We start from the raw sequence: 26,774 nt of genomic DNA, 5'->3' as shown, positions 1-26,774 counted from the left end.
GCGGGCGCCTCGAGCGGCGCCGGCACGGCTGCAGTTCGCAAACGCGGCGAGATCGGACAATAATGCTTCCTTCCGTGCGCAACGGGCATACGCTGCATTCAGGAACGAAAACCATGGAACAGAAACCCGGAAGCCCGACCCCCAGACGCTCGCCGAACTACACCGCTGCGGAGGCCCGCCAGGCCATCCTCGACCGCCTGGCACCGGTCGGCGGCTGGGAGCGCGTCGACGTCCGCAGTGCGCTGGGGCGTGTGCTGGCCGAGGACGTCATCGCACCGTGCAATGTGCCGGCGCACGACAACTCGGCGATGGACGGCTACGCCGTGCGCTTCGCCGATCTCGCGCCGCAGGGTGAAAGCACGCTGGCGATCGTCGGCATCGCCTTCGCCGGCAAGCCGTTCTCCGGCATGGTCGGCGCCGGACAGGCCGTGCGCATCATGACCGGCGCACCGATTCCGCAAGGCGCGGACACCATCGTCGTGCAGGAAGTGACGCGTGCAGCGGACGGCAAGGTCGTCGTGCCGGCCGGCCAGCACGCCGGCCAGAACCTGCGCCGCGCGGGCGAGGATCTGGCGCTGGGCGGCGTCGCGCTGCCGGCCGGCAAGCGCTGCGGGCCGGCCGAGTTGGGCCTCGTCGCCTCGCTGGGCATCGCCGAGGTCGTCGTGCGCCGCCGCCTGCGCGTCGCCTTCTTTTCCACCGGCGACGAACTGGCGTCCATCGGCAAGCCGCTGGCGCCCGGCGAAGTGTATGACAGCAACCGCTACACGCTCTTCGGCGCCCTTGCACGCCTGGGCTGCGATCTCATCGACATGGGCGTCGTGCGCGACGACCCGCAGGCGCTGGAGGCAGCCTTTCGCGACGCCTCGGCGAGCGCCGACGTGATCCTCACCAGCGGCGGCGTCTCGGTCGGAGAAGCGGATTTCATCCGTGAGCTGGTGAATCGCCTCGGCGCAGTCGCGTTCTGGAAGATCGACATCAAGCCCGGACGGCCGATGGCCTTCGGCCGCGTCGGCGACGCGTGGCTGTTCGGCCTGCCCGGCAACCCGGTGGCGGTGCTGGTGACCTTCTACCAGTTCGTCCAGGATGCGCTGCAGACCTTGTCCGGCGTGTCGCCCCTGCCCGAGCCGGCGCTGATCCACGTCGAATGCGCCGAGACGATCCGCAAGCAGCCGGGGCGGCGGGAGTTCGTGCGCGGGCGCCTGCACCTCGTCGAGGGCCGCCAGACCGTGCGGCTCGCCGGCGCCCAGGGTTCGGGGATCCTGCGCTCGATGTCGGAAGCCAACTGCTTCATCGTGCTGCCCGAGGACCGCGGCGACGTGCAGCCCGGGGAATCGGTCCAGGTGCAGATCTTCGACGGACTCGTGTAACACGGCAGGGACATACGACAGGACGATGCAATGAATCAGGACGAACTGAAGAAGGCGGCGGCGCACGCCGCGCTGGATTACGTCGAGGACGGCATGATCGTCGGCGTCGGCACCGGCTCGACGGTGAATCACTTCATCGACGGCCTGGCCGGGATGCGCGGGCGCATCGCCGGCGCCGTGTCGAGCTCGGAGGCGAGCGCGCGCCGGCTGGAGGCATACGGCATTCCGCTGGTCGAGCTGAACGATGTCACCAGCCTGCAACTCTATGTCGACGGGGCGGACGAAATCGACGGAGGCTTCGCAATGATCAAGGGCGGTGGCGGCGCGCTGACGCGCGAGAAGATCGTCGCCGCCGTCGCGGACCGTTTCGTCTGCATCTGCGACCAGTCGAAGCTCGTGAGCTGCCTCGGCGCGTTTCCGCTGCCCGTGGAAGTGATCCCGATGGCGCGTGCCTACGTCGAGCGCCGCCTCGCGCAGCTCGGCGGACGTCCGGTGCTGCGCGAGGGCTTCGTCACCGACAACGGCAACGTGATCCTCGACGTGCATGGGCTGCGCATCGCAGAACCGCAACGCCTGGAAGCGGAGATCAACCAGATCACCGGCGTCGTCACCAACGGCCTTTTCGCGCTGCGCGGCGCCGACCTGCTGCTGCTCGCGACGCCATCGGGCGTCGAACGCCGGGTGGCCGCGCGGCCCTGATCGGCGGCCATTTCTGCAACATTTCCATCACATTCAACTGCTAGCCTCGCTGATCCACGGGACCGGAACATGACGATGAACAAGCATACCTACACGCAGTTCGATACCGAACTGGAATCCATCCGCAAGCGCCTGCTGGAAATGGGGGGGCTGGTCGCCCAGCAGCTCACGCGCGCGATCGAAGGTCTCGGCAGCAGCAACCTGGAACTGCTGGAGCAGGTCATCACCGACGACCGCAAGGTCAATGACGAGGAAGTCGCGCTCGACGACGCCTGCATCCACGTGATCGCCCGGCACGCCCCGGCCGCCGGCGACCTGCGCATGGTCATGACCATCATCCAGATGGTCACCGACCTCGAGCGCATCGGCGACGAGGCCAAGAAGATCGCCAAAGCCGGCCGCCTGATCATCGATTCGGATGCCGCCTTCGTCCCCAAGGTGGAACTGCGTCACGTGTCGACGATGGTCGTCGAGATGCTGCAGGGCGCGCTGGACGCCTTTGCCCGCATGGATCCGACCGCCTCGCCTGAGATCGTGCGGCGCGACAAGGAAGTCGACGCGATCTTCAAGGGCATCATGCGTCAGCTGATCACCTACATGATGGAAGATCCGCGCGTGATCACGCGTTCGCTCGACGTGCTGTTCATCGCCAAGTCGATCGAGCGCATCGGCGACCACGCGAAGAACCTGTCGGAATACGTCGTGTACATCGTCAAGGGCCGCGACGTCCGCCACGAGGGCGTCGAGGCGCTGGAGCGCGCATCCGGCCCGAACTGAAGGGCAGCCCGCCTTGCCGGGCGATGAACAAAAAAGGGATGGCCGCGGCCATCCCTTTTTCCGTACACCGCCGCCTGTTGTCCGGCGGCCCACACCTTACTGGGAAGGAGGCACGTAGCCGCCGACCTGGTCCGCACCGCCGCCGAAGAAGTGCTTCTCCATCTGCTCGGCGAGGTACTTGCGCGCACGCGCATCCATCAGGTTCAGCCGGTTTTCGTTGATCAGCATGGTCTGGTACTTGACCCACTGCTGCCAGGCTTCCTTCGAGACGCTGTCGAAGATCCGCTTTCCGAGCGCGCCCGGCACCGGGGGCAGGTCCAGCCCTTCCGCCTCGCGTCCCAGCTTGATGCAATTGACCATACGAGCCATCGTTCAATCCTCTCTTCTGCGATCAGGTTCATCGGTTTCTGTGGGCTTCATTCTAGCGGATTCGTCACCGCAGCTTGCAGCCATGGTCCATTGATCGCGGCCACCGCTCTTCGAGCGGTACATCGCCTGGTCCGCCGCGGCGATCAGCGCTTCCGCGGACGAAGCGTGGCGGGGGTAGATCGCGATGCCCAGGCTCGCGGTGATACCGACGCTGCGACCGTCGAACTCGAAACGCATGCCTTCGATCAGTTCGACGATGCGTCGCGCCAGTTCGCACAGCTCGCTCTCGCCCGCATCGGGCACGAGCACGCAGAACTCGTCGCCGCCGACGCGGCAGAACATCTCGTTGCGCCGGATCGCATCGCCGACCGTGCGCGACAGCTCGACCAGCACCGCGTCGCCCGCCTGGTGACCGAACTCGTCGTTGATCGGCTTGAAGCCGTCGAGGTCGATCGCCACCAGGCCGACCTCTCCGCCGCGGCGCAATGCCTCGGCGAGCTCGCGATCGAGCTCCTCGTGGAAACGCCGTCGGTTGTACAGGCCGGTCAGCGGATCGTGCTCGGCGAGTTCGACCAGCCGCTGCGCCGTGCGGCGCTGCTCTGTGACGTCCTCGTAGATCCACACGCGCCCGATCCCGCGCCGCCCCTGCACCGCCTCGACCAGCGCGGCGATGTCGGTGACGATGCGGCCGTCCTTGAAGCGGACCTCGTAGGGCTCGCTCACGACGTGGGTGCGCACGACGGCGTCGACGTGCTCGATGTAGGCCTCGGGCTGTTCGATCAGCTCGGCAACGTGGCTCTGCAGCACGACGTCGCGCACGCCGATCAGGTTCTCGTCGGGCGGGAAACCCCATATGTCGAGCATCGCGCGGTTGTAGTAGAGCACGCGGTGATCGCGATCCATGAACAGGATGCCCAGCCGGATGACGTTGAGCAGCGCGGAAAGCCGCTGGCGCTCGTCGTTCGAGCGGGCCAGGTAGCGCTCACGCAGCGCCTGCGCGCGGCGCAGCTCGGTCACCGTCTCGAGGAGCTTGTACTCGGCTTCCTTGCGTGCCTGGATGTCCTCCGCCGACATCCGCAGGCCGGCCGCCTGCCCGCCCTGCCTGCCCAGCGGACGCCAGTGGCTGGCGACCCAGCAGATGCGGCCGTCCTCGCGCAGCAGGCGCATCTCGAAGTCCTCGCCGGCACTCCCTTCGGCGACACGCTGGGCCATGCGCTGGCAGTAGCGGCGATCCGATTCGTGCACGAGCAGGGCGAGCGCATCGGGCGCATCGCGGCAGGCCGCGGGGCTCCAGCCCGTCAGCCGCTCGATCGACGGGCTGATCCACGTCAGGCGCCCGCGCATGTCGAACAGGGCTTCGACACCATGCACGCCATCGGCAATCTCGCGCAGGCGGGACACGCCGACGGCGACCGACTCCAGCCGCTTGGCCGTGTCCGGTTCCGGGGCGCCGCCCGCACCGCCGCCGGAGAGCCGTACCGCGGCATCCAGCGATTCCAGGTACGCGACGATCGCTTCCTCGCCCGTGCGCCGGCTGCCCTGCCCTCGGGCGAGGAGATGCAGGGCGGCCGCTGCCAGCGCGCCGATCCCTGCCACTACGGCTGCCACGGCGTACCATGCGCCGGCGGTACCGAAGACCATGCCCGTCGCCGCGGCCACGCCCGCCAGCACCGCCCCCGCGCAGCCGGCAAGGAGCAGCGCCACAGGGGAAATGTGCGCCTGCCCGCTCACGACGTCTCCGCGCGCGCAGAGGACGCGCCGCATCGAGGAGCCCCTGCGCACCGGGTCGTCATAGCTGCTTCACGAAGACCTTGGAACGCCGCTGGTAGTTGTAGAGCTCGCGCTTCTTCTGCGGCAGCGCCTCGGGGCCGATCTCGCTGAAACCGCGCTCGCGGAACCAGTGGGCAGTGCGCGTCGTGAGCACGAAGAGGCGCTCGAACCGCTGGTTGCGCGCACGCTGCTCGATGCGGCGCAGCAGCTGGTCGCCGAGGCCCGCACGCCGATACGCGGGCGTCACGGCGAGACAGGCGAGTTCGGCCGCGCGTTCGTCGGAGAACGGATACAGCGCGGCACAGCCGACCAGCACGCCATCGTGCTCGACGACGGAGAATCGGTCGATCTCCTGCTCCAGCAGCTCACGCCCGCGGCGCACCAGCGTGCCATCGGCCTCCATCGGCGAAATCAGCGCGCCCAGGGCGCCGACGTCCTCGAAGGTGGCGTCGCGCAGGCGAAACAGCGGGTCGCGCGACACGACGGTGCCGACGCCGGCATGGGTGAAGAACTCAAGCAGCAGACCGCCGTCCTTGTCGTGGTCGATGAGGTGCACGCGCGAAACGCCGCCGCGCACCGCGCGGATCGCGCACGGCAGGTAGAGGTCGAGATCCTCCGTGAGCCCCTCCCCCGCGTTGAACATGCGCTCGGCCTCGTCCGCGGTCACGGAATCGATCAGGCGCTGGTCCGCGTCCAGGAGGCCCGGCGCATCGCACAGGTAGATCAGCTTCTCCGCCTTGACGGCAACGGCGACCGCCTCGGCGACCTCCTCCATGCTGAGGTTGAAGATCTCCCCGGCCGGCGAGACGCCCATCGGCGAGATCAGCACGACGTTCTGCTGGTCGAGGTCGGCGTTGATCTCCTCGGCGATGATCTTGCGCACGGCGCCGGTGTATTGATAGTCGACGCCATCCACGACGCCGACCGGGCGCGCGGTGATGAAGTTGCCCCCGGTCACGCGCATGTAGCTGCCGGCCATCGGCGTGTTCGGGAGCCCCTGCGACAGCAGCGCCTCGACCTCGAGGCGCGTCACCGCCATCGCAGCCTTGACGCATTCGAGCGCTTCGCCGTCGGTGACGCGCAGCCCGTTGTGATACCGCGGCTCCAGCCCGCGGCGCGCGAGTTCGGCCTCGATCTGCGGGCGGGCGCCATGCACCAGCACCAGGCGGATGCCCAGGGCGGCCAGGAGATTGCAGTCGTAGGCCAGGCTCTGTGCCCGCGCGCCGGCCGCCACTTCCCCGCCGAAGGCGAGCACGAAGGTCCGGCCGCGAAACGCGTGGATGTACGGCGCAGCGCCGCGCACCCATGCCACGAACCGCTCGGTCGACGCCGTGATATCGGCCTCCGGGGGATTGGGGTTCGAATTGCCGCTCAAGTCATCACCGTCATCAAATCGGAAACCACGCAGGCATGCGGCACACCGCACGCCATGCGCAGGCCGGATCATTCTAGCGGAATACGCAGCCGGGCGCGCCGCGCCGTCCGCACGGAATCAAGGCAAAACGTTGCAGGCCGTCGTCAGCTGCGCAGCGCCGACTCCAGGCGCTCGCACAGCGTGCGCAGCACCTTCACGCGCGCGAAGAGCTTGTTGTCGGCCTCGACCAGGGTCCACGGCGAAGTTTCGGTGCTGGTCCGGTCGACCATGTCACACACCGCGCGGGCGTAGTCGTCCCAGCGTTCGCGATTGCGCCAGTCCTCGGGCGTGATCTTGAAGCGTTTGTGCGCTTCGGCCTCGCGGGCGCGGAAACGCTCCAATTGTTCGTCCTTGCCGATCTGCAGCCAGAACTTGACCACCACGGCGCCCGCATTGGCGAGCTGATCCTCGAAATCGTTGATCTCGGAATAGGCGCGCATCCAGTCCGCCTCGGTACAGAAGCCCTCGACACGCTCGACGAGCACACGGCCGTACCACGAGCGGTCGAAGATCGCGACCCGGCCCTGGCGCGGCAGATGGCGCCAGAAGCGCCACAGGTAGGGCTGGGCGCGCTCCTCCTCGGTCGGCGCCGCCACCGGCACGACACGGTACTGGCGCGCATCCAGCGCTGCGGTCACCCGCCGGATGGCGCCCCCTTTGCCAGCGGCATCGGCACCCTCGAAGACGAGCACGAGCGAACGGCTGCGGAAGGCTTCGTCGCGCGTGAGCAAGGCGAGCCGCCCCTGGTAGCGTTCGAGCAGCTCCTCGTACTCCTTCTTGTCGAGGGGCTGCTGCAGCACGAGGCTGTTGAGGAGGTTGCGCGCGTCGGGCACGGGCGGCAGCGGCGGCGCGGTCTGGCGCGTGACCCACTGGCGCGAGCAGGCATCGAGCCGCTTGCGCAGCGCATCGAGCAGGGCACGGGCCACGAAGAGCTCGCGAAAGCGCGAATCGGAGCCATCGACGATCATCCACGGCGCCTCGCCCGTGCTGGTGCGGCGCAGCGTGTGCTCGGCGACCTCGCGGTAGCGGTCGTAGCGCTCGAACGCGTGCCAGTCCTGCTCGGTCACGCGCCAGCGCGTGCGCGGATCCTTTTCCAGCGCCTTGAGGCGCTTGCGCTGGCCGTCCTTGGGCAGATGGAACCACAGTTTGAGGAGCAGGACGCCCTCGCGCACCAGCATCGCCTCGAAGCGGTTGATCTCGTCGAGGCGCTGATCGAGGTCGGCCTTCTTCGACACCTTCTCGACGCGCTCGCCGATCGGGTCGGTATACCAGTTGCCGAAGAGGATGCCGATCCGCCCGCGCGGCGGCAGCGCGCGCCAGAAGCGCCACATGAAGGGACGCTCGGCCTCATCGGTGGTCGGCGAATCGAAGGCCAGCGTGTGGATGTGGCGCGGGTCCATCCATTCGTTGAGGAGATTGACCGTCTCGCCCTTGCCGGCCCCATCGACGCCGTTGATCAGGACGACGACGGCGAAGGCCTTCAGTTCAAGGAGATCGAACTGAGCATCGAGCAGCTGCGCGCGCAGCTGCGGCTCGGCCGCGTCGTATTCCGCCTTGTCGATCCTGTGCCCCAGCTCCGCCGACTCGAACATCGTGCAGACTCCTCAAAAATCGCCCCAGGTCGCCTGCAGGGCGGCAATCGCCGCAATGCCGGCAGTTTCGGTACGCAGGACACGCGGCCCGAGTGTCACGCCACGACAGCCGGCGCTGCGGCACGCGGCGAGCTCCTCGTCGGACCACCCCCCTTCCGGCCCGATCAGAAGCTGCACTGCGCCCGCCGGCCGTTCGGCATCGAGCAGGCGCTTCGTGGCCGTCGGATCGAGCACGAGACGCACGCCGTCGTGCGGGCGCGCGAGGAAATCCCGCAGGCCGGTGATCGGCGCGACGGCCGGCACGCGATTGCGCCCGCTCTGCTCGCAGGCCGACACCGCCACCTGCTGCCAGTGTTCGACACGTTTTGCCGCGCGCTCGCCGGCCAGGCGCAGCACCGAACGCTCCGCCTGCACCGGCACCAACGCCGAAACCCCCAGCTCGACCGCCTTCTGCACGATCCAGTCCATCTTGTCGCCGCTCGCGAGCGCCTGCACCAGCACCAGCGGCAGGGGCGATTCGCACTCGACGGCGCAGTGTTCCTCCAGCGCCGCGAAGCACTGCTTGCCGCGCACATGCAGCACCGCCGGCACTTCGCCGCCACCCCCGTCGAACAGGATCAGCGGATCGCCGTCGCGCAGCCTGAGCACGCGCACAGCATGATGGGCCAGCGCCTCGGGCAGCTGGATCTCGCCGGCACGCGGCAACGGGACGGGGCAAAAGAAGCGCGAAATCATCGTGGTGTATTATAAGGACAGTGCATTCTCGCGAGGCCCTCGTCCGGTCCGGCCATGATTTCCAGCGTTCCCGACACCCCGCCCCCCGGCCCCGCGCGCGAAACATCGTTTCGGCGCCCCCTTCCCTCGGGGGCCCGCTGATGCCGAACGCCGCCCAACGGCTCGCGAAGGCGCGCGCGCTCGAATCGCTGGCGCGTGACGTCGCACGCGAGGTGATCCTGCCGCGCTATCTCAAGACAGCCCGCAACCGCAAGGCCGACGGAACGCTGTTCACGGAAGCCGACCTCGAATCGCAGCGCCGCTTTGCCGAAGAACTGCCGCGGCTTGCGCCCGGTCCCGTGCTCGGCGAGGAGATGAGCGCGGCCGAACAGGCGCACCTGTGGAGCGACGGGCGGCGCGGACTCTGGTGCATCGACCCGATCGACGGCACGACGAACTTCGCCAACGGCATTCCCTTCTTCGCCGTCTCGATCGCCTACCTGGTCAATCACGAGCCGCGCTTCGGCGTCGTGTACAACCCGGTCACGGACGAGTCCTTCTATGCGGCCCAGGGCGCCGGCGCGTTCCTGAACGGCGTACCCCTTCCGCTGCGGTCGGCAGCAGCGCGGCTTCCGGATGCCGTCGCCGGCATCGACTTCAAGCGCATCAGCCACCACCTCGGCGACGAACTCGCCGTGCGGCCGCCGTACTTCTCGCAACGCAATTTCGGCTCCAGCGCGCTCGAGTGGTGCTTCGTCGCCGCCGGACGCCTCGACGTCTACGTGCATGGCGGGCAGATGCTGTGGGACTACGCCGCGGGAAAACTGATCCTGCAAGAGGCCGGCGGGCAGGCCGCGGCACTCGACGGCGGGTCGTTGATCGCGGGACCATCGATCAAGCGCGGCGTGATCGCGGCGGCGAGCCCCACGCTGTTCGCCGAGTGGCGCAGCTGGGTCAGCGCGCACTCCTGAGCCCGGCCTGCCCGCACCTTTTTTCGTCCCGCAACGGCACACACCATGTCGACCAAACATCCCATCATCGCCGTCACCGGCTCCTCGGGCGCCGGCACCACGACGGTCAAGGACACCTTCGAGGCGATCTTCCATCGCGAGAACGTGAATGCGGCGATCGTCGAGGGCGACAGCTTCCACCGCTACACACGCGACGAGATGACGAGGCTGATCGAACAAGCCGAACGTGCGGGGCAGCGCGGCATCAGCCATTTCGGCCCCGAGGCGAACCTCCTCGAGGAGTTGGAGGCCCTGTTCCGCGCCTACGGCAAATCGGCGACCGGGCGGCACCGCAGCTACATTCACGACGCCGAACGCGCGGCGCGCACCGGCCTGCCGATGGGCAGCTTTTCGGACTGGGAAGACCTGCCCGTCGGCACCGACTGCCTGTTCTACGAGGGACTGCACGGCGCGCTGGTGACGGACAAGGTTGACGTCGCGCGCCATGTCGACCTGCTGATCGGCGTCGCGCCGACAATCAACCTGGAGTGGATCCAGAAGCTGCACCGCGACACGCGCGTGCGCGGCTATTCGAAGGAAGCGGTGCAGGATACGATCCTGCGGCGCATGTACGACTACGTCCACTACATCGTCCCGCAGTTCTCGCGCACGCACATCAACTTCCAGCGCGTGCCGGTCGTCGACACCTCCAACCCCTTCATCGCGCGCGAAGTGCCATCGCTCGACGAGTCGATGGTCGTGATCCGCTTCAAGGACCCGCGCGGCGTCGACTTCCCCTACCTGCTGCGCATGATCCACGACGCCTTCATGTCGCGCGCGAACAGCATCGTGATCCCCGGCGGCAAGCTCGACCTCGCGATGCAGCTCATCCTCACCCCGCTGATCTGGAAGCTGATGCAGCGCCGGCGCGACGCGAACTGAGGGCGGCCGGGCCGCAGCCCGCCCGCATTTGGCCTGAGCAAGCAGGCACTTGGCGCATTTTGCAGCGCACCAGGCGCTACCCAAGCCCCCCGGTTTTCGGCGATAATCCGGCCTTTTCCAAGCCAGCCAAAGGCCCGAGAGATCCATGCAGGCAGCCCGCAACGAGAACCCGCGCAACGTGCGGCCCCCGGTCTTCAATCCCGTCACTGGCGCGATCCGCGCACTGGCGATGGATGCCGTCCAGCAGGCCAATTCCGGCCACCCGGGCGCGCCGCTGGGCATGGCCGAGATCGCCGAAGTGCTGTGGCGCCGCTACCTGCGCCACAACCCGGCGAATCCGCAGTGGGCCGACCGCGACCGCTTCGTGCTGTCGAATGGCCACGGCTCGATGCTGGTCTACGCGCTGCTGCACCTCACCGGCTACGACCTGCCGATCGAGGAACTCAAGCGCTTCCGCCAGCTGCACAGCAAGACTCCGGGCCACCCCGAATACGGCTACACGCCGGGCGTCGAAACGACCACCGGACCGCTCGGCCAGGGCATTACCAACGCGGTCGGCATGGCGCTGGCCGAGAAGATGCTCGCCGCCGAGTTCAACCGCCCCGGCCACGCGATCGTCGATCACCACACCTACACGTTCCTCGGTGACGGCTGCCTGATGGAAGGCATCTCGCACGAAGCCTGTTCGCTCGCCGGCACGCTCGGCCTGGGCAAGCTGATCGCCTTCTACGACGACAACAACATCTCGATCGACGGCCATGTCGACGGCTGGTTCACCGATAACACCCCGAAGCGCTTCGAAGCCTACGGCTGGCAGGTGATCGCCAACGTGCAGGGCCACGATGCGGCCGAGATCGACGCCGCGATCCGCGCCGCGCAGGCCAACACTGCGCAGCCGACGCTGATCTGCTGCAAGACCGTGATCGGCGCCGGTGCGCCGAACAAGCAGGGCAGCCACGACGTGCACGGCGCGCCGCTGGGTGCGGCGGAGATCGCCGCGACGCGCGAGCACATCGGCTGGAATCACGCCCCCTTCGAGATCCCCGCCGACATCTACGCGGCCTGGAATGCGCGCGAGAAAGGTGCTGCGCTCGAAGCCGGCTGGAACGAGCGCTTCGCCGCCTATGCCAGAGCATTCCCGCAGGAAGCGGCAGAATTCACCCGCCGCATGGCGGGCGAGCTGCCCGCCGACTGGTCGGCCCACGTCGATGCCGTGATCGCGAAGATCGTCGACAAGGCCGAAACCATCGCCACCCGCAAGGCGAGCCAGAACAGCATCGAAGCCTTCGCCCCGAAGCTCCCCGAGCTCGTCGGCGGCTCGGCCGACCTCGCCGGCTCCAACCTCACGCTGTGGTCGGGCGCGAAGGGCGTCTCGAAGGAGACCGGCGGCAACTACATCTATTACGGCGTGCGCGAATTCGGCATGGCCGCGATCGCCAACGGCATCAGCCTGCACGGCGGCCTGATCCCCTACACCGCCACCTTCCTGATGTTCAGCGAGTACGCGCGCAACGCGCTGCGCATGGCGGCGCTGATGAAGGTGCGCCAGCTCTTCGTGTTCACGCACGACTCGATCGGCCTCGGCGAGGACGGCCCGACGCACCAGCCGGTCGAGCAGACCGCGACGCTGCGCCTGATCCCGAACATGGACGTGTGGCGTCCCTGCGACACGACCGAGTCGGCCGTCGCCTGGGCGCACGCGATCGAGCGCAAGGACGGCCCCTCGGCGCTGCTCTTCTCGCGCCAGAACCTGCCCTTCCAGGCCCGCAATGCCGATCAGATCGCCGCGATCCGCCGCGGCGGCTACGTGTTGTCGGAAGCCACCGGCGGCAAGCCGCAGGCGGTGATCATCGCCACCGGCTCCGAAGTCGCGCTCGCGATGGCCGCGCAGAAAACGCTGGGCGAGGCCGGCATCGCAGTGCGCGTCGTGTCCATGCCCTCGACCAACGTGTTCGACCGCCAGGATCGCGCCTACCAGGCATCCGTCCTTCCCGCCGGCCTGCCGCGCGTCGCCGTCGAAGCGGGTGTCACCGACGGCTGGCGCAAGTACGTCGGCCTCGAAGGCGCCGTGATCGGCCTCGACCGCTTCGGCGAGTCCGCCCCCGCCGGCGAGCTGTTCAAGTATTTCGGTATCACTGCCGACGCGGTCGCGGAAGCCGTCAAGCAGATCGTGAAGTAAGCGTCGTCGCCGCGCTCCCGGCGCAGTCGGCGCCGGCAGTCCGCGGCGCCGGCTGTCAGATTGAGATTGTGCTGTTCGTATCATTGCTCCGGGAGAATCCTCGATGACCATCAAACTCGCCATCAACGGCTACGGCCGTATCGGTCGCTGCACGCTGCGCGCCCTCTATGAACTCGGTCTGCGCGACCAGTTCGAGATCGTCGCGATCAACGCCTCCGGCGACCTGGCGACGAATGCCCACCTGACGAAGTACGACACGACCCACGGTCGTTTCGCCTTCCCGGTCGAGACCGAAGGCGACAATGTCATGATCGTCAATGGCGACCGCATTCCCTTCTTCTCGACCAAGGATCCGCTGGGCGTGAACTGGGGCGATCTGGGCGTCGACGTGCTGCTCGAGTGCACCGGCGCGTACACTTCCAAGGCCAAGGCCGAAGTGCTGCTGAAGCAGGGCGCGAAGAAGGTGCTGATCTCCGCCCCGGGCGGTGACGACGTCGATGCGACGATCGTCTACGGCGTGAACCACGACGTGCTGACCTCGGCGATGACCGTCGTGTCGAACGCCTCCTGCACGACCAACTGCCTCGCGCCGGTCGCGAAGGTGCTGCAGGACAACATCGGCATCGAGAAGGGCCTGATGACCACCGTGCACGCCTACACCAACGATCAGGTGCTGGTCGACGTGCGCCACAAGGACCTGCGCCGCGCCCGCGCCGCCGCCCAGAACATCATCCCGACCAAGACCGGCGCCGCGAAGGCCGTCGGCCTGGTGCTGCCGGCGCTGAAGGGCAAGTTCGACGGCTTCGCGCTGCGCGTGCCGACGATGAACGTCTCGCTCGTCGACCTCACCTTCACCGCCAGCCGCGCGACCTCGAAGGACGAGATCACCGCGCTGATGAAGGAAGCCGCCAAGGGTCCGCTGAAGGGCATCCTGGCCGTGAACGAGGACCCGCTGGTGTCGATGGATTTCAACCACGACGCGCACTCGTCGATCTTCGACGCGACCCAGACCCGCGTGATGGACGGCAATCTCGTCAAGGTGCTGGCCTGGTACGACAACGAGTGGGGCTACTCCTGCCGCATGCTGGACGCCGCGCGCGCGTTCCATAACGCGAAGTAATACGCCCGCGCCATCGCAATCCGACGCCCTGCCCAGCGGGGCGTTTTCACATCGGGAAGGAATCCATGCAAGTCAAGAAACTCGCCGAGCTCACCGTCGCCGGCAAGCGCGTCTTCATCCGCGCCGACCTCAACGTGCCGCAGGACGAAGCCGGCAACATCGTCGAGGACACCCGCATCCGCGCGTCGCTGCCGTCGATCAAATACTGCCTCGACAACGGCGCGGCGGTGATGATCACCTCGCACCTGGGCCGTCCGACCGAAGGCGAATGCCGTGCCGAAGACACGCTCGCGCCGATCGCCGTGCGCCTGGGCGAGTTGCTGGGCAAACCCGTGCGCCTGATCCGCGACTGGGTCGATGGCGGCTTCGAAGTGAAACCCGGTGAAGTCGTCCTGCTCGAGAACTGCCGCTGCAACAAGGGCGAGAAGAAGGACAACGAGGAACTATCGAAGAAGATGGCCGCGCTGTGCGACGTCTACGTGAACGACGCGTTCGGCACCGCGCACCGCGCCGAGGCGACGACCCACGGCATCGCCCGCTTCGCCCCGGTCGCCTGCGCCGGCATGCTGATGGGCGCCGAGATCGACGCGCTCACGAAGGCCACCGAGACCCCGGCACGCCCCCTCGTCGCGATTGTCGGCGGCGCCAAGGTGTCGAGCAAGCTGACCATCCTCAAGACCCTCGCGCAGAAGGTCGACCAGCTGATCGTCGGCGGCGGCATCGCCAACACCTTCCTGCTCGCCTCGGGCCACCGCATCGGCGACTCGCTCGCCGAGCCGGAACTGGTCAAGGAAGCGCAGGCCGTCATGGACATCATGAAGGCCCGCGGCGCCGAAGTGCCGCTGCCGGTCGACGTCGTCGTCGCCGACGAAGTCTCCGCGCTCGCCCGCGCGAACCGCATCCCGGTCGACGAAGTCGGCGCGCACGACCGCATCCTCGACGTCGGCCCGAAGACTTCGGCGAAGCTCGCCGAGATCATCGCCCACGCCGGCACCATCGTCTGGAACGGCCCGGTCGGCGTGTTCGAGCACAACCAGTTCGCCGGCGGCACGAAGATGATGGCCTCGGCGATCGCCCATTCCGACGCCTTCTGCATCGCCGGTGGCGGCGACACGCTGGCAGCGATCGCGAAGTTCCACATCGCCCAGGATGTCGGCTACATCTCGACCGGCGGCGGTGCCTTCCTCGAGTTCCTCGAAGGCAAGACCCTGCCGGCGATCGCGGCGCTGGAAAAGCGCTTCAACGACTGAAGAAACCCTCGCAGCAGGCCCGGCAACACCGGGCCACCATGAAAACGGCCACCCCGCGGTGGCCGTTTTCATTTGCTGGAAGGATCCGAGCGGACGCTCAACCGCAGCTGCAGCTCCCGCAGCCACCGCACTTCTGCTTGCGCGTGACGAGATACGCTGCGATCTGATCACGGTCGAACTCGAAATCGTCGCTGCTCTCGTATCCGATTCCCGGCTGGAACGTCTCGCCGTCGATCACGATGGTCAGCGCGTGCAGGTCGCTCGCGGGATCGTGCGCGACCGAAAGGTCGTAGCGGCCGCCGCGCGGCAGGCTGTCGAGCAGGGAGCGGGTAACGTCGTCGATCATCGGCGCTTCATCCTTCGGAGAGTGAACGTTTCGTCAGACGGCACGGAGTCCGTCGGCGCTGCATTCTCGCGGATCGGCCCCCGCGGGATATTGTCGGAGGTCAACCGGGCACGTCAGCGAGTGTAATAGCCGACACCGACCAGCATGCCGTCGACGCGTCGGATGAATGAATGCTTGGTCTCCAGCTTGTCGGTGACCGGGTTGCGCCAGGCGTAGTCGAGTTCGCCCTCCCCCTTGCGGCTGGCGATGTTCACCATGTCGGCGACGATCGCCTTGCCCTTGGGATCCCGCACCGTGCGGCCCTCGCTGCCGACCAGCTTCGGGATTGCGCCGTGCGCGAGGAAACGCTGCGACTCGAGATCGATCGCGAACACGTAGAGGTCGTCCTGCACGAAACCGCCGTCGAGTGCGTTGAAGGCGGCGAGCGCGGTCTGCGTCCCCTTCTCCTTCACTGCCGCGACGGCGCGCTCCAGCAGATCCTTCGCCTGCGCCGGGGTGGCACGCGGCACGTAATAGCCGACCGCGATGATGCGCTCGCCGACCTTGCGGAACAGCGTCACCTTCGGCTCCTCGCGATTGTCTTCACGATTCAGCCAGCGATATTCCACGCGCCCCTCGCCGCTTTTCGCCGCGATGTCGAGCATCTCGCGGAAGAAGGGCTTGCCGGCGGCATCCCGCATGGTCGCGACATTGCGCCCGACCAGCGCCGCCGAGGAGCCGCCGCTTGCGAGCAGGGTGCCATCCGTGGCGAGCGCGTACACGTAAAGCTCGCGGTCCCGGAACTGCGACGCGCGGTTGAATTCGTCGAACGCCGCATCGCCGACCTTGCGGAAGCGCGCCACCGCCTTGTCGAGCAGGTTCGCGCTGCGATTCTCATCGGCGCGCAACACGAGTCCGCCGAGCGGGTTCGCAGGAGCCGGATCGGCCGCAAGAACCGGCTGCGTCAACATGACGAGCGTGCACAACGAAGCGACGGGGACGAGTTTCATGGCGTTCGCGAGTCCGTGATTGAATTGATGCAGGCAAAATTATAGGAAGCGACATCATCTGTCGAGAGGCGCGCAAACCCGCGCGGGCGGCGGCAGACGGCGCACACGGGTAGAATCGGGTTCTCGGACGCATATCGACACGGAGACAACATGCCGCGCCACACGAAGATCGTCGCCACCCTGGGCCCCGCCTCGACCGATCCGCAAATCCTGGAACGCATGGTGCATGCCGGGATCGATGTCGTGCGCATGAATTTCTCGCACGGAAAGGCGGAGGATCACGTCGCGCGCGCGGCGGCGGTCCGCGAGGCTGCGGAACGCGCCGGCCGGTCGGTGGGCATCCTTGCCGACCTGCAAGGCCCCAAGATTCGCGTCGGCAAGTTCGCCGGCGACCGCGTCCACCTGCACAAGGATGCGGAATTCATCCTCGACGCACGCTGCGAACTGGGCGATGCGACCCGCGTCGGCCTCGATTACAAGAACCTGCCGAAGGACGTCAGGCCGGGCGACGTCCTCCTGCTCGACGACGGCCGCCTGAAGCTCGTCGTCAATCGCGTCGCCGGCCCCGAGATCCACACGACGGTGCGGGTCGGCGGCGAGCTGTCGAACAACAAGGGCATCAACCGCCAGGGCGGCGGCCTGACCGCGCCCGCGCTGACCGCCAAGGACATGGACGACATCAAGACCGCTGCCCTCATCGGCGTCGACTTCGTCGCCGTCTCCTTTCCCAAGAGCGCGGCCGACATGTACATGGCACGGCAGCTCCTGCGCGCCGCCGGCAGCGACGCCTTGCTGATCGCGAAGATCGAGCGCACCGAGGCGGTCGCCAACCTCGACGAGATCCTCGACGCCTCCGACGGCATCATGGTCGCGCGCGGCGACCTCGCGGTCGAGGTCGGCGACGCGGCGGTGCCGGCGCTGCAGAAGAAGATGATCCGCGCCGCGCGCGACTGTAACAAGCTCACGATCACCGCAACGCAGATGATGGAATCGATGATCGGCAGCCCGGTGCCCACGCGCGCCGAGGTGTCGGACGTCGCCAATGCCGTGCTCGACGGCACCGATGCCGTGATGCTGTCGGCCGAGACCGCGTCGGGCAACTATCCGGTCGAGGTCGTCGAGGCGATGAGCCGCGTGTGCCTCGAGGCCGAGAAGTCCGCGGAGGTCACGCTCGACCGCGAGGTGCTCGACCGCGTGTTCACGCGCATCGACCAATCGATCGCGATGGCCGCGATCTGGACCGCCTGGCACCTGAAGGTGAAGGCGATCGCGTCCCTCACCCAGACCGGCTCGACGGCGCTGTGGATGAGCCGCCTCAACAGCGGCGTGCCGATCTACGCGCTGACGCCGGAAGCGGAGTCGCGCAACCAGATGACGCTGTACCGCGAGGTCTTTCCGCTGCTGATGTCGCAGACGCACCAGGATCGCGACCTGCTGCTGTGGGAAGCGGAACAGATCCTGCTCGATCAGGGCGTCGTCGAACGCGGCGATCTCATCGTGCTGACGATCGGCGAACCGATCGGCGCCTCGGGTGGCACGAACACGCTCAAGATCGTACGCGTGGGCGAACACCCGGCACCGCACCTGACCGAGCAATAAGTCGGCGCGCGGCCCGCAGTCTGCTAGACTCACGCGCTCTACACCATGCCTCCCGGTGCCCGCGATCCGCGGGAGAATCGGGAATGCGGTGAGGCACCCTCCGGGGGAGCCGATTCCGCGACGTGCCCAACGCTGTGAGGGGGACCGCCGCCGCAAGATGCCACTGGCCCTCCGGGTCGGGAAGGCGCGGCACGGGACGAACCCGAGTCAGAAGACCGGCCGGGAGGCAGATCAGCGGCGAACTGGTCCGTTCGCCGTCCATTGCTCTTCACAAGGGGAATCGATGAAGACCGCCGCTCCCGGCCACCAGGCCCACCACCACTTCGACGACGCCGAGCGCGCCGCCGTGTATCGCAACATCCTCGCGCGGCGCGACGTGCGCGGCCAGTTCCTGCCCGATCCGGTCGCCGACGACATGCTCGCGCGCATCCTCACCGCTGCACACTTCGCACCATCGGTCGGCTTCATGCAGCCGTGGAGCTTCGTCCTGGTGCGCGACCAGGCCGTCAAACAGCGCGTGCACGACGCCTTCACAACGGCCAACGCCGAAGCCGCGCAGATGTTCGAGGGCAAGCAGCGCGAAGTCTATTCCGGCCTGCGCCTGCAGGGCATCCTCGAGGCGCCGATCAACCTGTGCATCACCTGCGACCGCGACCGCGCCGGCCCGGTCGTGATCGGGCGCACACACATCAAGGCGATGGACCTCTACAGCTCGGTGTGCGCGGTGCAGAACCTGTGGCTCGCCGCCCGCGCCGAGGGGCTGGGCGTCGGCTGGGTGAGCATCTTCCGTCAGTCGGCGATCCGCGAGATCCTGTCGCTGCCCGAACGCGTCATGCCTGTCGCCTACCTGTGCATCGGCCATGTCAGCCACTTCCTCGATCAGCCCGAGTTGCAGACGGCGGGCTGGCGCCAGCGCCTGCCGCTCGACGAACTGGTGCATTTCGACGGCTGGGGCGGCGACGCTGCCGACGCCGGAGCGCTGCGCGATGAACTGCGAGCGGCCCAGGCGCTCGCGGCCCGGGGTCTGCTGCCGTTCTGAGCACGAGGCGCGGCGGCGGGTCGTTGCAACCCGTTTCCTTCGCCGGACCCACCGCCGCCCAACAAACGCTAAAATGCGAGCCAATTCGCAACCCGGCACGCCTGGCGTGCCTGCACTTGATACCGGAGAAGGACAATGCCCCTCGTTTCCATGCGCCAGCTGCTCGATCACGCCGCCGAAAACGGCTACGGCTTGCCGGCGTTCAACGTCAACAACCTCGAGCAGGTCCAGGCGATCATGGAAGCCGCGGCCGAAGCGGACAGCCCCGTGATCATGCAAGCCTCGGCCGGCGCCCGCAAATACGCCGGCGAAGCCTTTCTGCGCCATCTGATCGACGCCGCCGTCGAAGCCTATCCGCAGATTCCCGTCGTGATGCACCAGGACCACGGCCAGTCGCCCGCGATCTGCATGGGCGCAATCCGCTCGGGTTTCTCCAGCGTGATGATGGATGGCTCGCTGATGGAAGACGGCAAGACTCCGTCCTCGTATGAATACAACGTCGCCGTGAGCCGCGAGGTGGTGAAGTTCTCGCACGCGATCGGCGTCACCGTCGAGGCCGAACTGGGCTGCCTCGGCTCGCTCGAGACCGGCCAGGCCGGCGAGGAGGATGGCGTCGGCGCCGAAGGCACGCTCGACCACTCGATGCTGCTGACCGACCCGGATCAGGCTGCCGATTTCGTCAAGCAGACCGACTGCGACGCGCTCGCGATCGCCATCGGCACGAGCCACGGCGCCTACAAGTTCACGCGCAAGCCGACCGGCGACATCCTCGCGATCGAGCGCGTGAAGGCGATCCATGCGCGCCTGCCGAACACCCACCTGGTGATGCACGGCTCGTCGAGCGTGCCGCAGGAGCTCCTCGAAATCATCCGCCAGTACGGCGGCGACATGAAGGAGACCTACGGCGTGCCGGTCGAGGAGATCCAGACCGCGATCAAGTTCGGCGTGCGCAAGATCAACATCGACACCGACATCCGCCTCGCGATGACCGGCGCGATCCGCAAGTTCCTGTTCGAGAACCCGTCGAAGTTCGATCCGCGCGAATTCCTCAAGCCCGCCCGCGAAGCCGCCAAGCGGGTGTGCAAGGCGCGCTTCGAGGCCTTCGGCTGCGCTGGCCAGGCGAGCCGCATCAAGCCGGTGGCGCTGGAGAAGATCGCCGCGCGCTACAAGTCGGGCGAACTCACTCAGGTCGTCCGCTAAGGCCGGTCCGCCCCCGCGCCGCGCAGTCCTCCGCGGCGCGGCGTGCACGGCGCCTGCTCCTGTCGCGGAAGGGCGCCTGCAGCCCCTCGCCACCTGCATGCCGGACCGCGACGCCGGGAGAGGCGCCGCGTTCGTCAGCAATCCCGGCCTGCTCAGTATGAGCCGGCGTGCCCTTCCCACATTTCCGGGCTGAAACGCACGACACGGTTGCGACCGTCCTCTTTCGCACGGTACAGCGCGACGTCGGCGAACTTCACGGCCTGCCAGAAGGTTTCGCTGTCCTCGGGGAACATCGCGAGGCCGATCGAGATCGTCTTCTGCAGCACCGCGCCCCCGACCTGGACCTTCAGGTCCCCGACGGCTGCACGAATGTTCTCCGCGACGCGGATCGCGTTGGCGGCTTCGGTTTCCTGCAGCACGATGAGGAACTCCTCACCGCCGAAGCGGATGACCATGTCCGACGCCCGCACCGAACTCCTCAGCATGGCGGCGAGCGACTTGAGGACGATATCGCCGGCATCATGGCCGTGGGTGTCGTTCACCATCTTGAAATAGTCGATATCCAGGACCAGGATCGCCAGATCGGTCTTGCGCCGCCGCGTCGTCGCGACCAGCGTGTCGACGTATTCCTCGAGGAAACGGCGGTTGTTCAGGCCGGTCATCGCGTCGCGCAGCGAGGATTCGCGCAGCGTCTCGGTCAGGCGCTTGGCCTCGAGCACCGGCGCCATCTCGCGGACATAGACATTCACGTAGGGCACTTGCGCATGGAAGCGCGCCGCCTCGGCCTCCGGCACGACGATCTGGATGATGCTGCCGACCGATCCGGACTGCATGATGGGCACGCAGTAGTGGCGCCGCGACTCCGCGGCGTCATCGGGCTGCTTGAAGGCGTAGCAGATACCCGATTGCGTCAGGCCATCGACGGGGTGGCCGGAGCGCTTGGCCCGGCACATGTCGCTGCGCACGAGGATCTGCTGATCGCACCAGTGGCACGCACTGCCCTGGCTGCCGTCGACCATGAAGGGATCGAGCTGCTTGGGACCGGACGTCTCGTAGATCGAGAACTCGCGCACACCGAAATGGTCGGTCAGCACGCGGCCGAAGCGGCCGAAGATCTCGCTCTTGGTCTCGTCCTCCTCGATCGCCTGCTTGAAGCTCGAGGCGTCGGCCAGACCGTTGACCATGTCGATCGCGACCTCGAGCTGGTTGTCGTCCTGCCGCAGGGTGCGCCCGGTGAGCTGCACGACGCGCTGGCTGATGCGCGCGAGGCCGTCGTCGAGGAAGTTGAGCAGGTTGTTGGTCTCGCTCGCGATCTGGCCGATCTCGTCGTCGGTGCGCTTTTCCACGCGCCCCTTGAAATCGCCTTTCAGCGCGCGCTGCACGGCGCGCTCCACCGCTTGGGCCGTCGAGCCCACGGGCAGGATCAGCTTGCGCGCGAGGAAGATCGACAGCACCGCGAACACGGCCATCGTGAACATGATCCACGTCACCGTCGTGAGCGCCTTTTCCTTGAGTTCGGTGAGCGACAGCTCCATCGTCACCGCGCCGAGCACCGTCCCTTCGCTCACCTTGTGGCATTGCAGGCAGTTGGGCGTGCCGCGCGACGATGCCGCGAACGGGATCGTGCCGCGGAACACCGAGTCGCTGCCCTCGTCGCGGATCTCGTAGCGCGGATTGCCGTCGGCGAGCACGAGCTTCTCGATCTCGTCGGGATTCATTTCGCGGTTCATCCCCGCGCCGAACTGCTCGGTCACGTGCGGGGAACGCACGACCCGCGCCGAGCGCAGGCCCTGGACCTCCAGCAGGCGGTTGAGGAACTGCTCGCGCTTGCTGATCGTGCCCTGGATCATCGCCTCGGTGAGGTGCACGCGCACCATCTCCGCCGCCGTCCGGACGTGGGCCGTCGACGAGGCGATGGAATAGCTGCGGAACGCATACAGGCTGATCAGCACCAGCATCACCAGCGTACCCATGGCAATGCCGCCGAACAGCAGGGTCATCTTTCGATTCAGGTTCATTCGGACTCCGGGATAGCCCGCTGCAGGCCGCTCCGCTCGATGTTTCTCCGGGACGCAATTATGCCCGGAAATACCTTGAAACATGCGACGAAAGGGGTATTTCATTTTTGCTCATGGCATCATCAGCGAACATCGCGGGCTTGCCCGCTTTCATGACGCCACGGGAGGCCGCCGATGTCCCCCTCCGCCCTGCAGATCGCCGTCCTCGTGACGGCCTGGGCACTTTACGGGCTGGTCCATTCGCTGCTGGCGTCCTTCGCGGTGAAGCGCGTGGTCGCGCAGCGCTGGCCAGGTGCAATGCGCGGCTACCGGCTGGCGTTCAACGGCATCGCGACCGTCTTGCTCGTGCCCCCGCTGTGGCTCACCTTCGCACTACGCGGCCCGCTGCTGTGGGAGTGGTCGGGCGCGTGGGCGTGGCTGGCGAACGGGCTCGCGCTCGCGGCGCTGGCGGCCTTCCCGTCGACGACCCGCCATTACGACATGGGGATCTTCTCCGGCCTCACGCAGTGGCGCGCGGCCCCGAGCCCGCCTCCGCACGAGGACGGGCCGCTGCATCTGTCGCCGCTCCACCGCATCGTGCGCCACCCGTGGTACTTCCTCGGCCTGGTGATCCTGTGGACGCGCGACATGGATGCCGCTCGCCTCGCATCCGCGCTGTGCATCACCGCCTACCTGTGGATCGGCGCCGTGCTCGAGGAGCGCAAACTCCTCGTCCAGCACGGCGCCCGCTACGCGCGTTATCGCGCTGCGGTCGGCGGACTGGTGCCTCTCCCCGGCCGCTTCCTCACGCGCGCGCAAGCCGAAGCACTCCTCGCCGAGGGCGATTTCCCTGACGGTAACAAGGCTTCTCGGAACGAGGGCGGCGGAGTATAGTCCGCAGAAATTTCCGTTTTGTTACGCGTTCTTACATTTCCGCCAGGCGTCGGCCGGTCCCCGGTAGCGACCGCCTGCGTCGCATGTGCAAGTCCGGGATCACCACACGCAATGACGCCACTCAAGACCATCCGCGGACTCCTGCTGACTGCCGCCGTCATCTTCTCGACCGCGCTCGTGGTCGCCACCCAGTTCGTGGTGTCCAACCTGCATGAGCGCTCGATCCGCGAAGAGGCCATGCGCGACGCGAACACTTTCGCGGAGATGACCTTCCAGTCGATGTTCCAGCTGATGCGCACGGGCTGGTCGCGCACGCAGCTGGAGGAGTTCATCCGCGCGATCGAGCGTTCGGTGGACAACACGCCGCACCAGATCGCGATCTACCGCGCGCCGCGCGTCGCGGAACTGTTCGGCGACATCCGCCAGCGCGAGATGGACGCCGCGATGCTCGAGGTGATTGCGACCGGGGAAAGCCGCCGCTTCGACCAAGGGCCGGAAATCCGCGTCATCCACGCCCTGCGCGCCGAGGCCGAATGCCGGCAGTGCCACACCAACGCGAAAGCCGGCGAGGTGCTGGGCATCATCGACGTGCGCCAGGACATCACTCCGCTGCTCGAAGCGGGCGAGCGGCAGTTCCTGCTCGCCTTCGCCCCCATCGTTCCGGTCGCGATCATCGCGACGCTGCTGATGGTGATCTATATCCGCCGCCGCATCGACCGCGCGATCGCGGGGTTCGCGACGAACATCCGCTCGGTGAGCCGGCTTGCGGACCTGAAGCAGCTGGAGAAAACCTCGCTCGATTTCGGCTTTGCCGAGTTCAGCCCGGTCGCGGCCGAGGTGCGGCAACTCGCCGAGCGCGTGCGCAGCGTGGCGGTGGACAAGGAGATGCTCGAGTTCGAGATCCGCCTGCTGGAGAAATTCATCCTCACGTCGGACGTGGTCAAGGACTGGCGCGAGTACGTGAATCGCCTCCTCATCGACATCGACGGCGTGATGCCGGCGTATGCGCTGTTCTCGATCTTCAAGACCGGCGACGACATCTTCGACCTCGAAGTGTTCTGGCGCTACACGCCGTCGGCCGAAAGCAAGCAGCTCTTCGAGGCGACGGTGCGCGAGTCGCTCGCGCGCAACCCCTACTTCGCCGACGGCTACGCCGTGCGCATCGAGCACAACATCGCCGACAACTCGCGCAATTCGCCGGAACTCGTGCGCTGCGACATCGAGGTGCAGACCAAGTCGCTGCTGGTCGAGGCGCCCAAGATCGGCGGCATCGTCGGCATCGGCATGCAGGCCCAGGCCGGCACGGATGCCACGCGCTGGCTGGTGGTCGAGAGCATCCTGTCGACGCTGCTCAACGTCGTCGGTTCGGTGAAGGCGATCGACAAATACACGAAGGATCTCGAGTACTACGCGACGCGCGATCCGCTCACCAACCTCTACAACCAGCGCGTGTTCTGGGAGCTGCTCGACAGCGAGGCCACGCGCTCGGGCCGTCACGGCTACCGGTTCGGCCTGCTGATGATCGACGCCGACAACTTCAAGTCGGTGAACGATACCTACGGCCACGGCTTCGGCGACGTGTTCCTGCAGGAGGTCGCGACGGCGGTGCGCAGCGCGATCCGCGAGGACGACCTGCTGGCGCGCTACGGCGGCGACGAGTTCGTCGCGATCCTGCCCGAGACCGACCTCGCCGGGACCATCGAGGTCGCCCAGCGCATCATCGAGATCGTCACCGCGCTGGCGATAGAGACGCCCGACGGTGCGCGCGTCGGCGGCTCGCTGTCGATCGGCATGGCGGTCTATCCCGACCACGCGATTGAGACGAAGGACCTCTTCCTGTTCGCCGACAGCATGATGTATCGCGCCAAGGCCGAGGGCAAGGGCCGGGTGGCGATCCCCACCGAGCAGGACGTCGTGGAAGTGTTCCGCTCGCTGTCCGAGAAGAGCATGCTGATCCTCGCCGCAGTCGAGGCGCGCGGCGTGATCCCCTACTATCAGCCGATCATCGATCCGAGGACCGGCAAGGTCGAGGCGCTGGAGGTGCTCGCGCGCATCCGCCTCGAGGACGGCTCCATCCTCGTCGCCGACGCCTTCGTCGCGATCGCCGAGAAGATGGGCCTGATGCACAAGCTCGACTACATTCTGATGGAACGCGCGCTCGAGGCCGCCGTCGCGGTCGATTACCAGGGCCTGCTGTTCCTGAACATGTCGCCGCGCGCGCTGGTGCTCACCGATTTCGTCCAGGAGACGCGGCGCATCGCCCGCGCGTCGGGCTTCGACCCCGCGCGCATCGTGTTCGAGATCACCGAGCGCGAGACGATCAAGAACATGGCGCTGCTCGAACGCTTCATCAACACGCTGCGCGGCGAAGGCTTCCGCCTCGCGATCGACGACTTCGGCTCGGGCTTCTCGTCCTTCCATTACGTGAAACGCTTCCCGATCGATTTCCTGAAGATCGAGGGCGACTTCATCCTCGGCATGAAGCACAACGACAAGGACCGTGCCCTCGTGCGCAGCATCGTCGCCCTCGCACGCGACCTCGGCATCCGCACGGTGGCCGAATACGTCGAGGATGCCGAAGTGCTCGACAAGGTCATCGGCCAATCCATCGATTTCGCCCAGGGTTACCACATCCAGCGGCCCACACCGTCCATCGAGCAGGCGATCAGCATCGGCACCTGACCCAGGGAATTTACAATTCGTTATGCTTCCCGGAACCCAAGCCGGCTGAACGCGCTCAAAATAGGCCAGTTCAGCCATTTCAACCCAGGAGGCAATAATGAGAAAAACATTGATCGTCACGGCGCTATCCATCCTGACGGTCGCAGGCTGTGCGCAGAATCCCTTTTACGGCGAGAACGCCCAGACGGCACGCGGGGCAGCGATCGGGGCGGGCGCAGGTGCGGTTCTCGGCAACGTCGTCGGCGGCTCGGGCAACCGCACGAAGGGCGGCCTGATCGGCGCCGCGATCGGCGCAACCGTCGGCGGCCTGGTCGGACGGCAGATGGACAAGCAGGAAGCGGAGCTGCGCCAGCAGATGGCCGGCACCGGCGTGCAGGTGCAGCGCCAGGGTGACACGATCCGCCTGCAGGCGCCGGAGAACATCACCTTCGATACCGGCCGCGCCGACGTCAAGCCGCAGTTCCAGCCGGTGCTGACACGCGTCGCGCAGAGCATCCAGCAGTACCCCGACACCCTCGTGCAGATCGAGGGACATACCGACTCGACCGGCTCGGCGAGTTTCAACCAGTCGCTGTCGGAAAACCGCGCCGACTCCGTGCGGAGCTACATGAGCCAGCGTGGGGTCGAAGCGACCCGGATGACCGCCGTCGGCTACGGCGCATCGCGTCCCGTTGCGGACAACGGCACGCCGCAGGGCCGCGCGCAGAACCGCCGCGTGGAAGTGCTGATCGTCCCGACCCAGACCTCGCAGCCGGGCGGAGTGCAGCCGGCCCCGGGCCCGCGCTACTGATCGCCCGACCCTCGCCGCGCCCTGCCCGCAGCAGCCGCCCGGCTCGGGGGCGCGGCTTTCGCAATCCGTCGGCAGTCGCTACCCTAGCGCGCCCC

22 protein-coding genes and 1 riboswitch are annotated in these 26,774 nt (G+C 67.3%); of the genes, 14 read left to right on the top strand and 8 right to left on the bottom strand.

Annotated features, from left to right (window positions below):
- Positions 1 to 113 precede the first annotated feature (113 nt).
- From moeA to phoU, 3 genes are all read left to right on the top strand, one after another.
- Positions 114 to 1,367, top strand: a complete 1,254-nt coding sequence (gene moeA, locus CDA09_RS05220) for a molybdopterin molybdotransferase MoeA (protein ID WP_121427649.1) — start codon at positions 114 to 116, stop codon at positions 1,365 to 1,367.
- Positions 1,368 to 1,397: 30 nt separating this feature from the next.
- A complete protein-coding gene (rpiA, locus tag CDA09_RS05215) occupies positions 1,398 to 2,066 on the top strand; it encodes a ribose-5-phosphate isomerase RpiA (protein ID WP_121427648.1) in 669 nt (222 codons plus the stop codon).
- A gap of 75 nt (positions 2,067 to 2,141) precedes the next feature.
- The gene (gene phoU, locus CDA09_RS05210) at positions 2,142 to 2,843 is read left to right on the top strand and encodes a phosphate signaling complex protein PhoU (RefSeq protein ID WP_121427647.1); all 702 of its coding nucleotides are present in this window, start codon (positions 2,142 to 2,144) and stop codon (positions 2,841 to 2,843) included.
- 96 nt (positions 2,844 to 2,939) lie between these two features.
- Here the strand turns inward: phoU and CDA09_RS05205 are convergent, their stop codons facing one another.
- From CDA09_RS05205 to CDA09_RS05185, 5 genes are all read right to left on the bottom strand, one after another.
- The gene (locus tag CDA09_RS05205) at positions 2,940 to 3,212 is read right to left on the bottom strand and encodes an oxidative damage protection protein (protein WP_121427646.1); all 273 of its coding nucleotides are present in this window, start codon (positions 3,210 to 3,212) and stop codon (positions 2,940 to 2,942) included.
- 3 nt (positions 3,213 to 3,215) lie between these two features.
- Complete coding sequence (locus CDA09_RS05200; protein ID WP_502697093.1) at positions 3,216 to 4,853, bottom strand: sensor domain-containing diguanylate cyclase; 1,638 nt, start codon at positions 4,851 to 4,853, stop codon at positions 3,216 to 3,218.
- A 148-nt stretch (positions 4,854 to 5,001) separates the two neighbouring features.
- Entirely contained in the window at positions 5,002 to 6,357 is a 1,356-nt protein-coding gene (gene argA, locus CDA09_RS05195; RefSeq protein WP_502697086.1) for an amino-acid N-acetyltransferase, read from the bottom strand.
- A gap of 143 nt (positions 6,358 to 6,500) precedes the next feature.
- A complete protein-coding gene (gene pap, locus CDA09_RS05190; protein WP_121427644.1) occupies positions 6,501 to 7,988 on the bottom strand; it encodes a polyphosphate:AMP phosphotransferase in 1,488 nt (495 codons plus the stop codon).
- Positions 7,989 to 8,000: 12 nt separating this feature from the next.
- On the bottom strand, positions 8,001 to 8,723 hold the full coding sequence (locus tag CDA09_RS05185) for a 16S rRNA (uracil(1498)-N(3))-methyltransferase (RefSeq protein ID WP_121427643.1): 723 nt from the start codon (positions 8,721 to 8,723) through the stop codon (positions 8,001 to 8,003).
- 140 nt (positions 8,724 to 8,863) lie between these two features.
- Between CDA09_RS05185 and CDA09_RS05180 the strand changes: the two genes are divergently transcribed.
- The 5 genes from CDA09_RS05180 (at position 8,864) to CDA09_RS05160 (ending at position 15,143) form a co-directional block, all read left to right on the top strand.
- Complete coding sequence (locus CDA09_RS05180; RefSeq protein WP_121427642.1) at positions 8,864 to 9,673, top strand: inositol monophosphatase family protein; 810 nt, start codon at positions 8,864 to 8,866, stop codon at positions 9,671 to 9,673.
- A 45-nt stretch (positions 9,674 to 9,718) separates the two neighbouring features.
- Positions 9,719 to 10,594: a phosphoribulokinase gene (locus tag CDA09_RS05175; protein WP_121427641.1), complete on the top strand. Its 876-nt coding sequence runs from the start codon at positions 9,719 to 9,721 to the stop codon at positions 10,592 to 10,594.
- Between the two features lie 145 nt (positions 10,595 to 10,739).
- Positions 10,740 to 12,773 carry a transketolase gene (tkt, locus tag CDA09_RS05170; protein WP_121427640.1) on the top strand — a complete coding sequence of 678 codons (2,034 nt, stop codon included), beginning with the start codon at positions 10,740 to 10,742 and terminating at the stop codon, positions 12,771 to 12,773.
- A 103-nt stretch (positions 12,774 to 12,876) separates the two neighbouring features.
- Positions 12,877 to 13,893 carry a type I glyceraldehyde-3-phosphate dehydrogenase gene (gene gap / locus CDA09_RS05165; protein ID WP_121427639.1) on the top strand — a complete coding sequence of 339 codons (1,017 nt, stop codon included), beginning with the start codon at positions 12,877 to 12,879 and terminating at the stop codon, positions 13,891 to 13,893.
- Positions 13,894 to 13,958: 65 nt separating this feature from the next.
- Entirely contained in the window at positions 13,959 to 15,143 is a 1,185-nt protein-coding gene (locus CDA09_RS05160) for a phosphoglycerate kinase (RefSeq protein WP_121427638.1), read from the top strand.
- Positions 15,144 to 15,240: 97 nt separating this feature from the next.
- On the opposite strand, the gene CDA09_RS05155 is transcribed toward CDA09_RS05160, so the two are convergent.
- Together CDA09_RS05155 and CDA09_RS05150 are read right to left on the bottom strand one after the other, a co-directional pair.
- Positions 15,241 to 15,489, bottom strand: coding sequence for a hypothetical protein (locus CDA09_RS05155; RefSeq protein WP_121427637.1), 249 nt, complete (start codon positions 15,487 to 15,489; stop codon positions 15,241 to 15,243).
- 113 nt (positions 15,490 to 15,602) lie between these two features.
- Complete coding sequence (locus tag CDA09_RS05150; RefSeq protein WP_121427636.1) at positions 15,603 to 16,478, bottom strand: cache domain-containing protein; 876 nt, start codon at positions 16,476 to 16,478, stop codon at positions 15,603 to 15,605.
- Positions 16,479 to 16,628: 150 nt separating this feature from the next.
- Here CDA09_RS05150 and pyk point away from each other — a divergent pair, with 150 nt between their 5' ends.
- The 3 genes from pyk (at position 16,629) to fba (ending at position 20,316) form a co-directional block, all read left to right on the top strand.
- Positions 16,629 to 18,077, top strand: coding sequence for a pyruvate kinase (gene pyk, locus CDA09_RS05145; protein WP_121427635.1), 1,449 nt, complete (start codon positions 16,629 to 16,631; stop codon positions 18,075 to 18,077).
- 36 nt (positions 18,078 to 18,113) lie between these two features.
- Positions 18,114 to 18,315, top strand: a riboswitch (cobalamin riboswitch).
- Between the two features lie 45 nt (positions 18,316 to 18,360).
- Positions 18,361 to 19,116, top strand: a complete 756-nt coding sequence (gene bluB, locus CDA09_RS05140) for a 5,6-dimethylbenzimidazole synthase (protein WP_121427634.1) — start codon at positions 18,361 to 18,363, stop codon at positions 19,114 to 19,116.
- Positions 19,117 to 19,251: 135 nt separating this feature from the next.
- Positions 19,252 to 20,316, top strand: coding sequence for a class II fructose-bisphosphate aldolase (gene fba, locus CDA09_RS05135; RefSeq protein WP_121427633.1), 1,065 nt, complete (start codon positions 19,252 to 19,254; stop codon positions 20,314 to 20,316).
- A gap of 152 nt (positions 20,317 to 20,468) precedes the next feature.
- On the opposite strand, the gene CDA09_RS05130 is transcribed toward fba, so the two are convergent.
- Positions 20,469 to 22,334, bottom strand: a complete 1,866-nt coding sequence (locus CDA09_RS05130; protein ID WP_121427632.1) for a diguanylate cyclase — start codon at positions 22,332 to 22,334, stop codon at positions 20,469 to 20,471.
- A 174-nt stretch (positions 22,335 to 22,508) separates the two neighbouring features.
- On the opposite strand from CDA09_RS05130, the gene CDA09_RS05125 reads away from it, so the two are divergent.
- From CDA09_RS05125 to CDA09_RS05115, 3 genes are all read left to right on the top strand, one after another.
- Positions 22,509 to 23,207: a methyltransferase family protein gene (locus CDA09_RS05125; RefSeq protein WP_121427631.1), complete on the top strand. Its 699-nt coding sequence runs from the start codon at positions 22,509 to 22,511 to the stop codon at positions 23,205 to 23,207.
- Between the two features lie 111 nt (positions 23,208 to 23,318).
- Positions 23,319 to 25,889, top strand: coding sequence for a putative bifunctional diguanylate cyclase/phosphodiesterase (locus tag CDA09_RS05120; RefSeq protein WP_121427630.1), 2,571 nt, complete (start codon positions 23,319 to 23,321; stop codon positions 25,887 to 25,889).
- Positions 25,890 to 25,986: 97 nt separating this feature from the next.
- Positions 25,987 to 26,679: a YiaD family glycine zipper/OmpA-like lipoprotein gene (locus CDA09_RS05115; protein ID WP_121427629.1), complete on the top strand. Its 693-nt coding sequence runs from the start codon at positions 25,987 to 25,989 to the stop codon at positions 26,677 to 26,679.
- Positions 26,680 to 26,774 lie beyond the last annotated feature (95 nt).

Origin of the sequence: Azoarcus sp. DN11, from assembly GCF_003628555.1 — a bacterium.
Lineage (GTDB): Bacteria > Pseudomonadota > Gammaproteobacteria > Burkholderiales > Rhodocyclaceae > Aromatoleum.
This window is presented reverse-complemented; position numbering and strand designations above follow the sequence as displayed.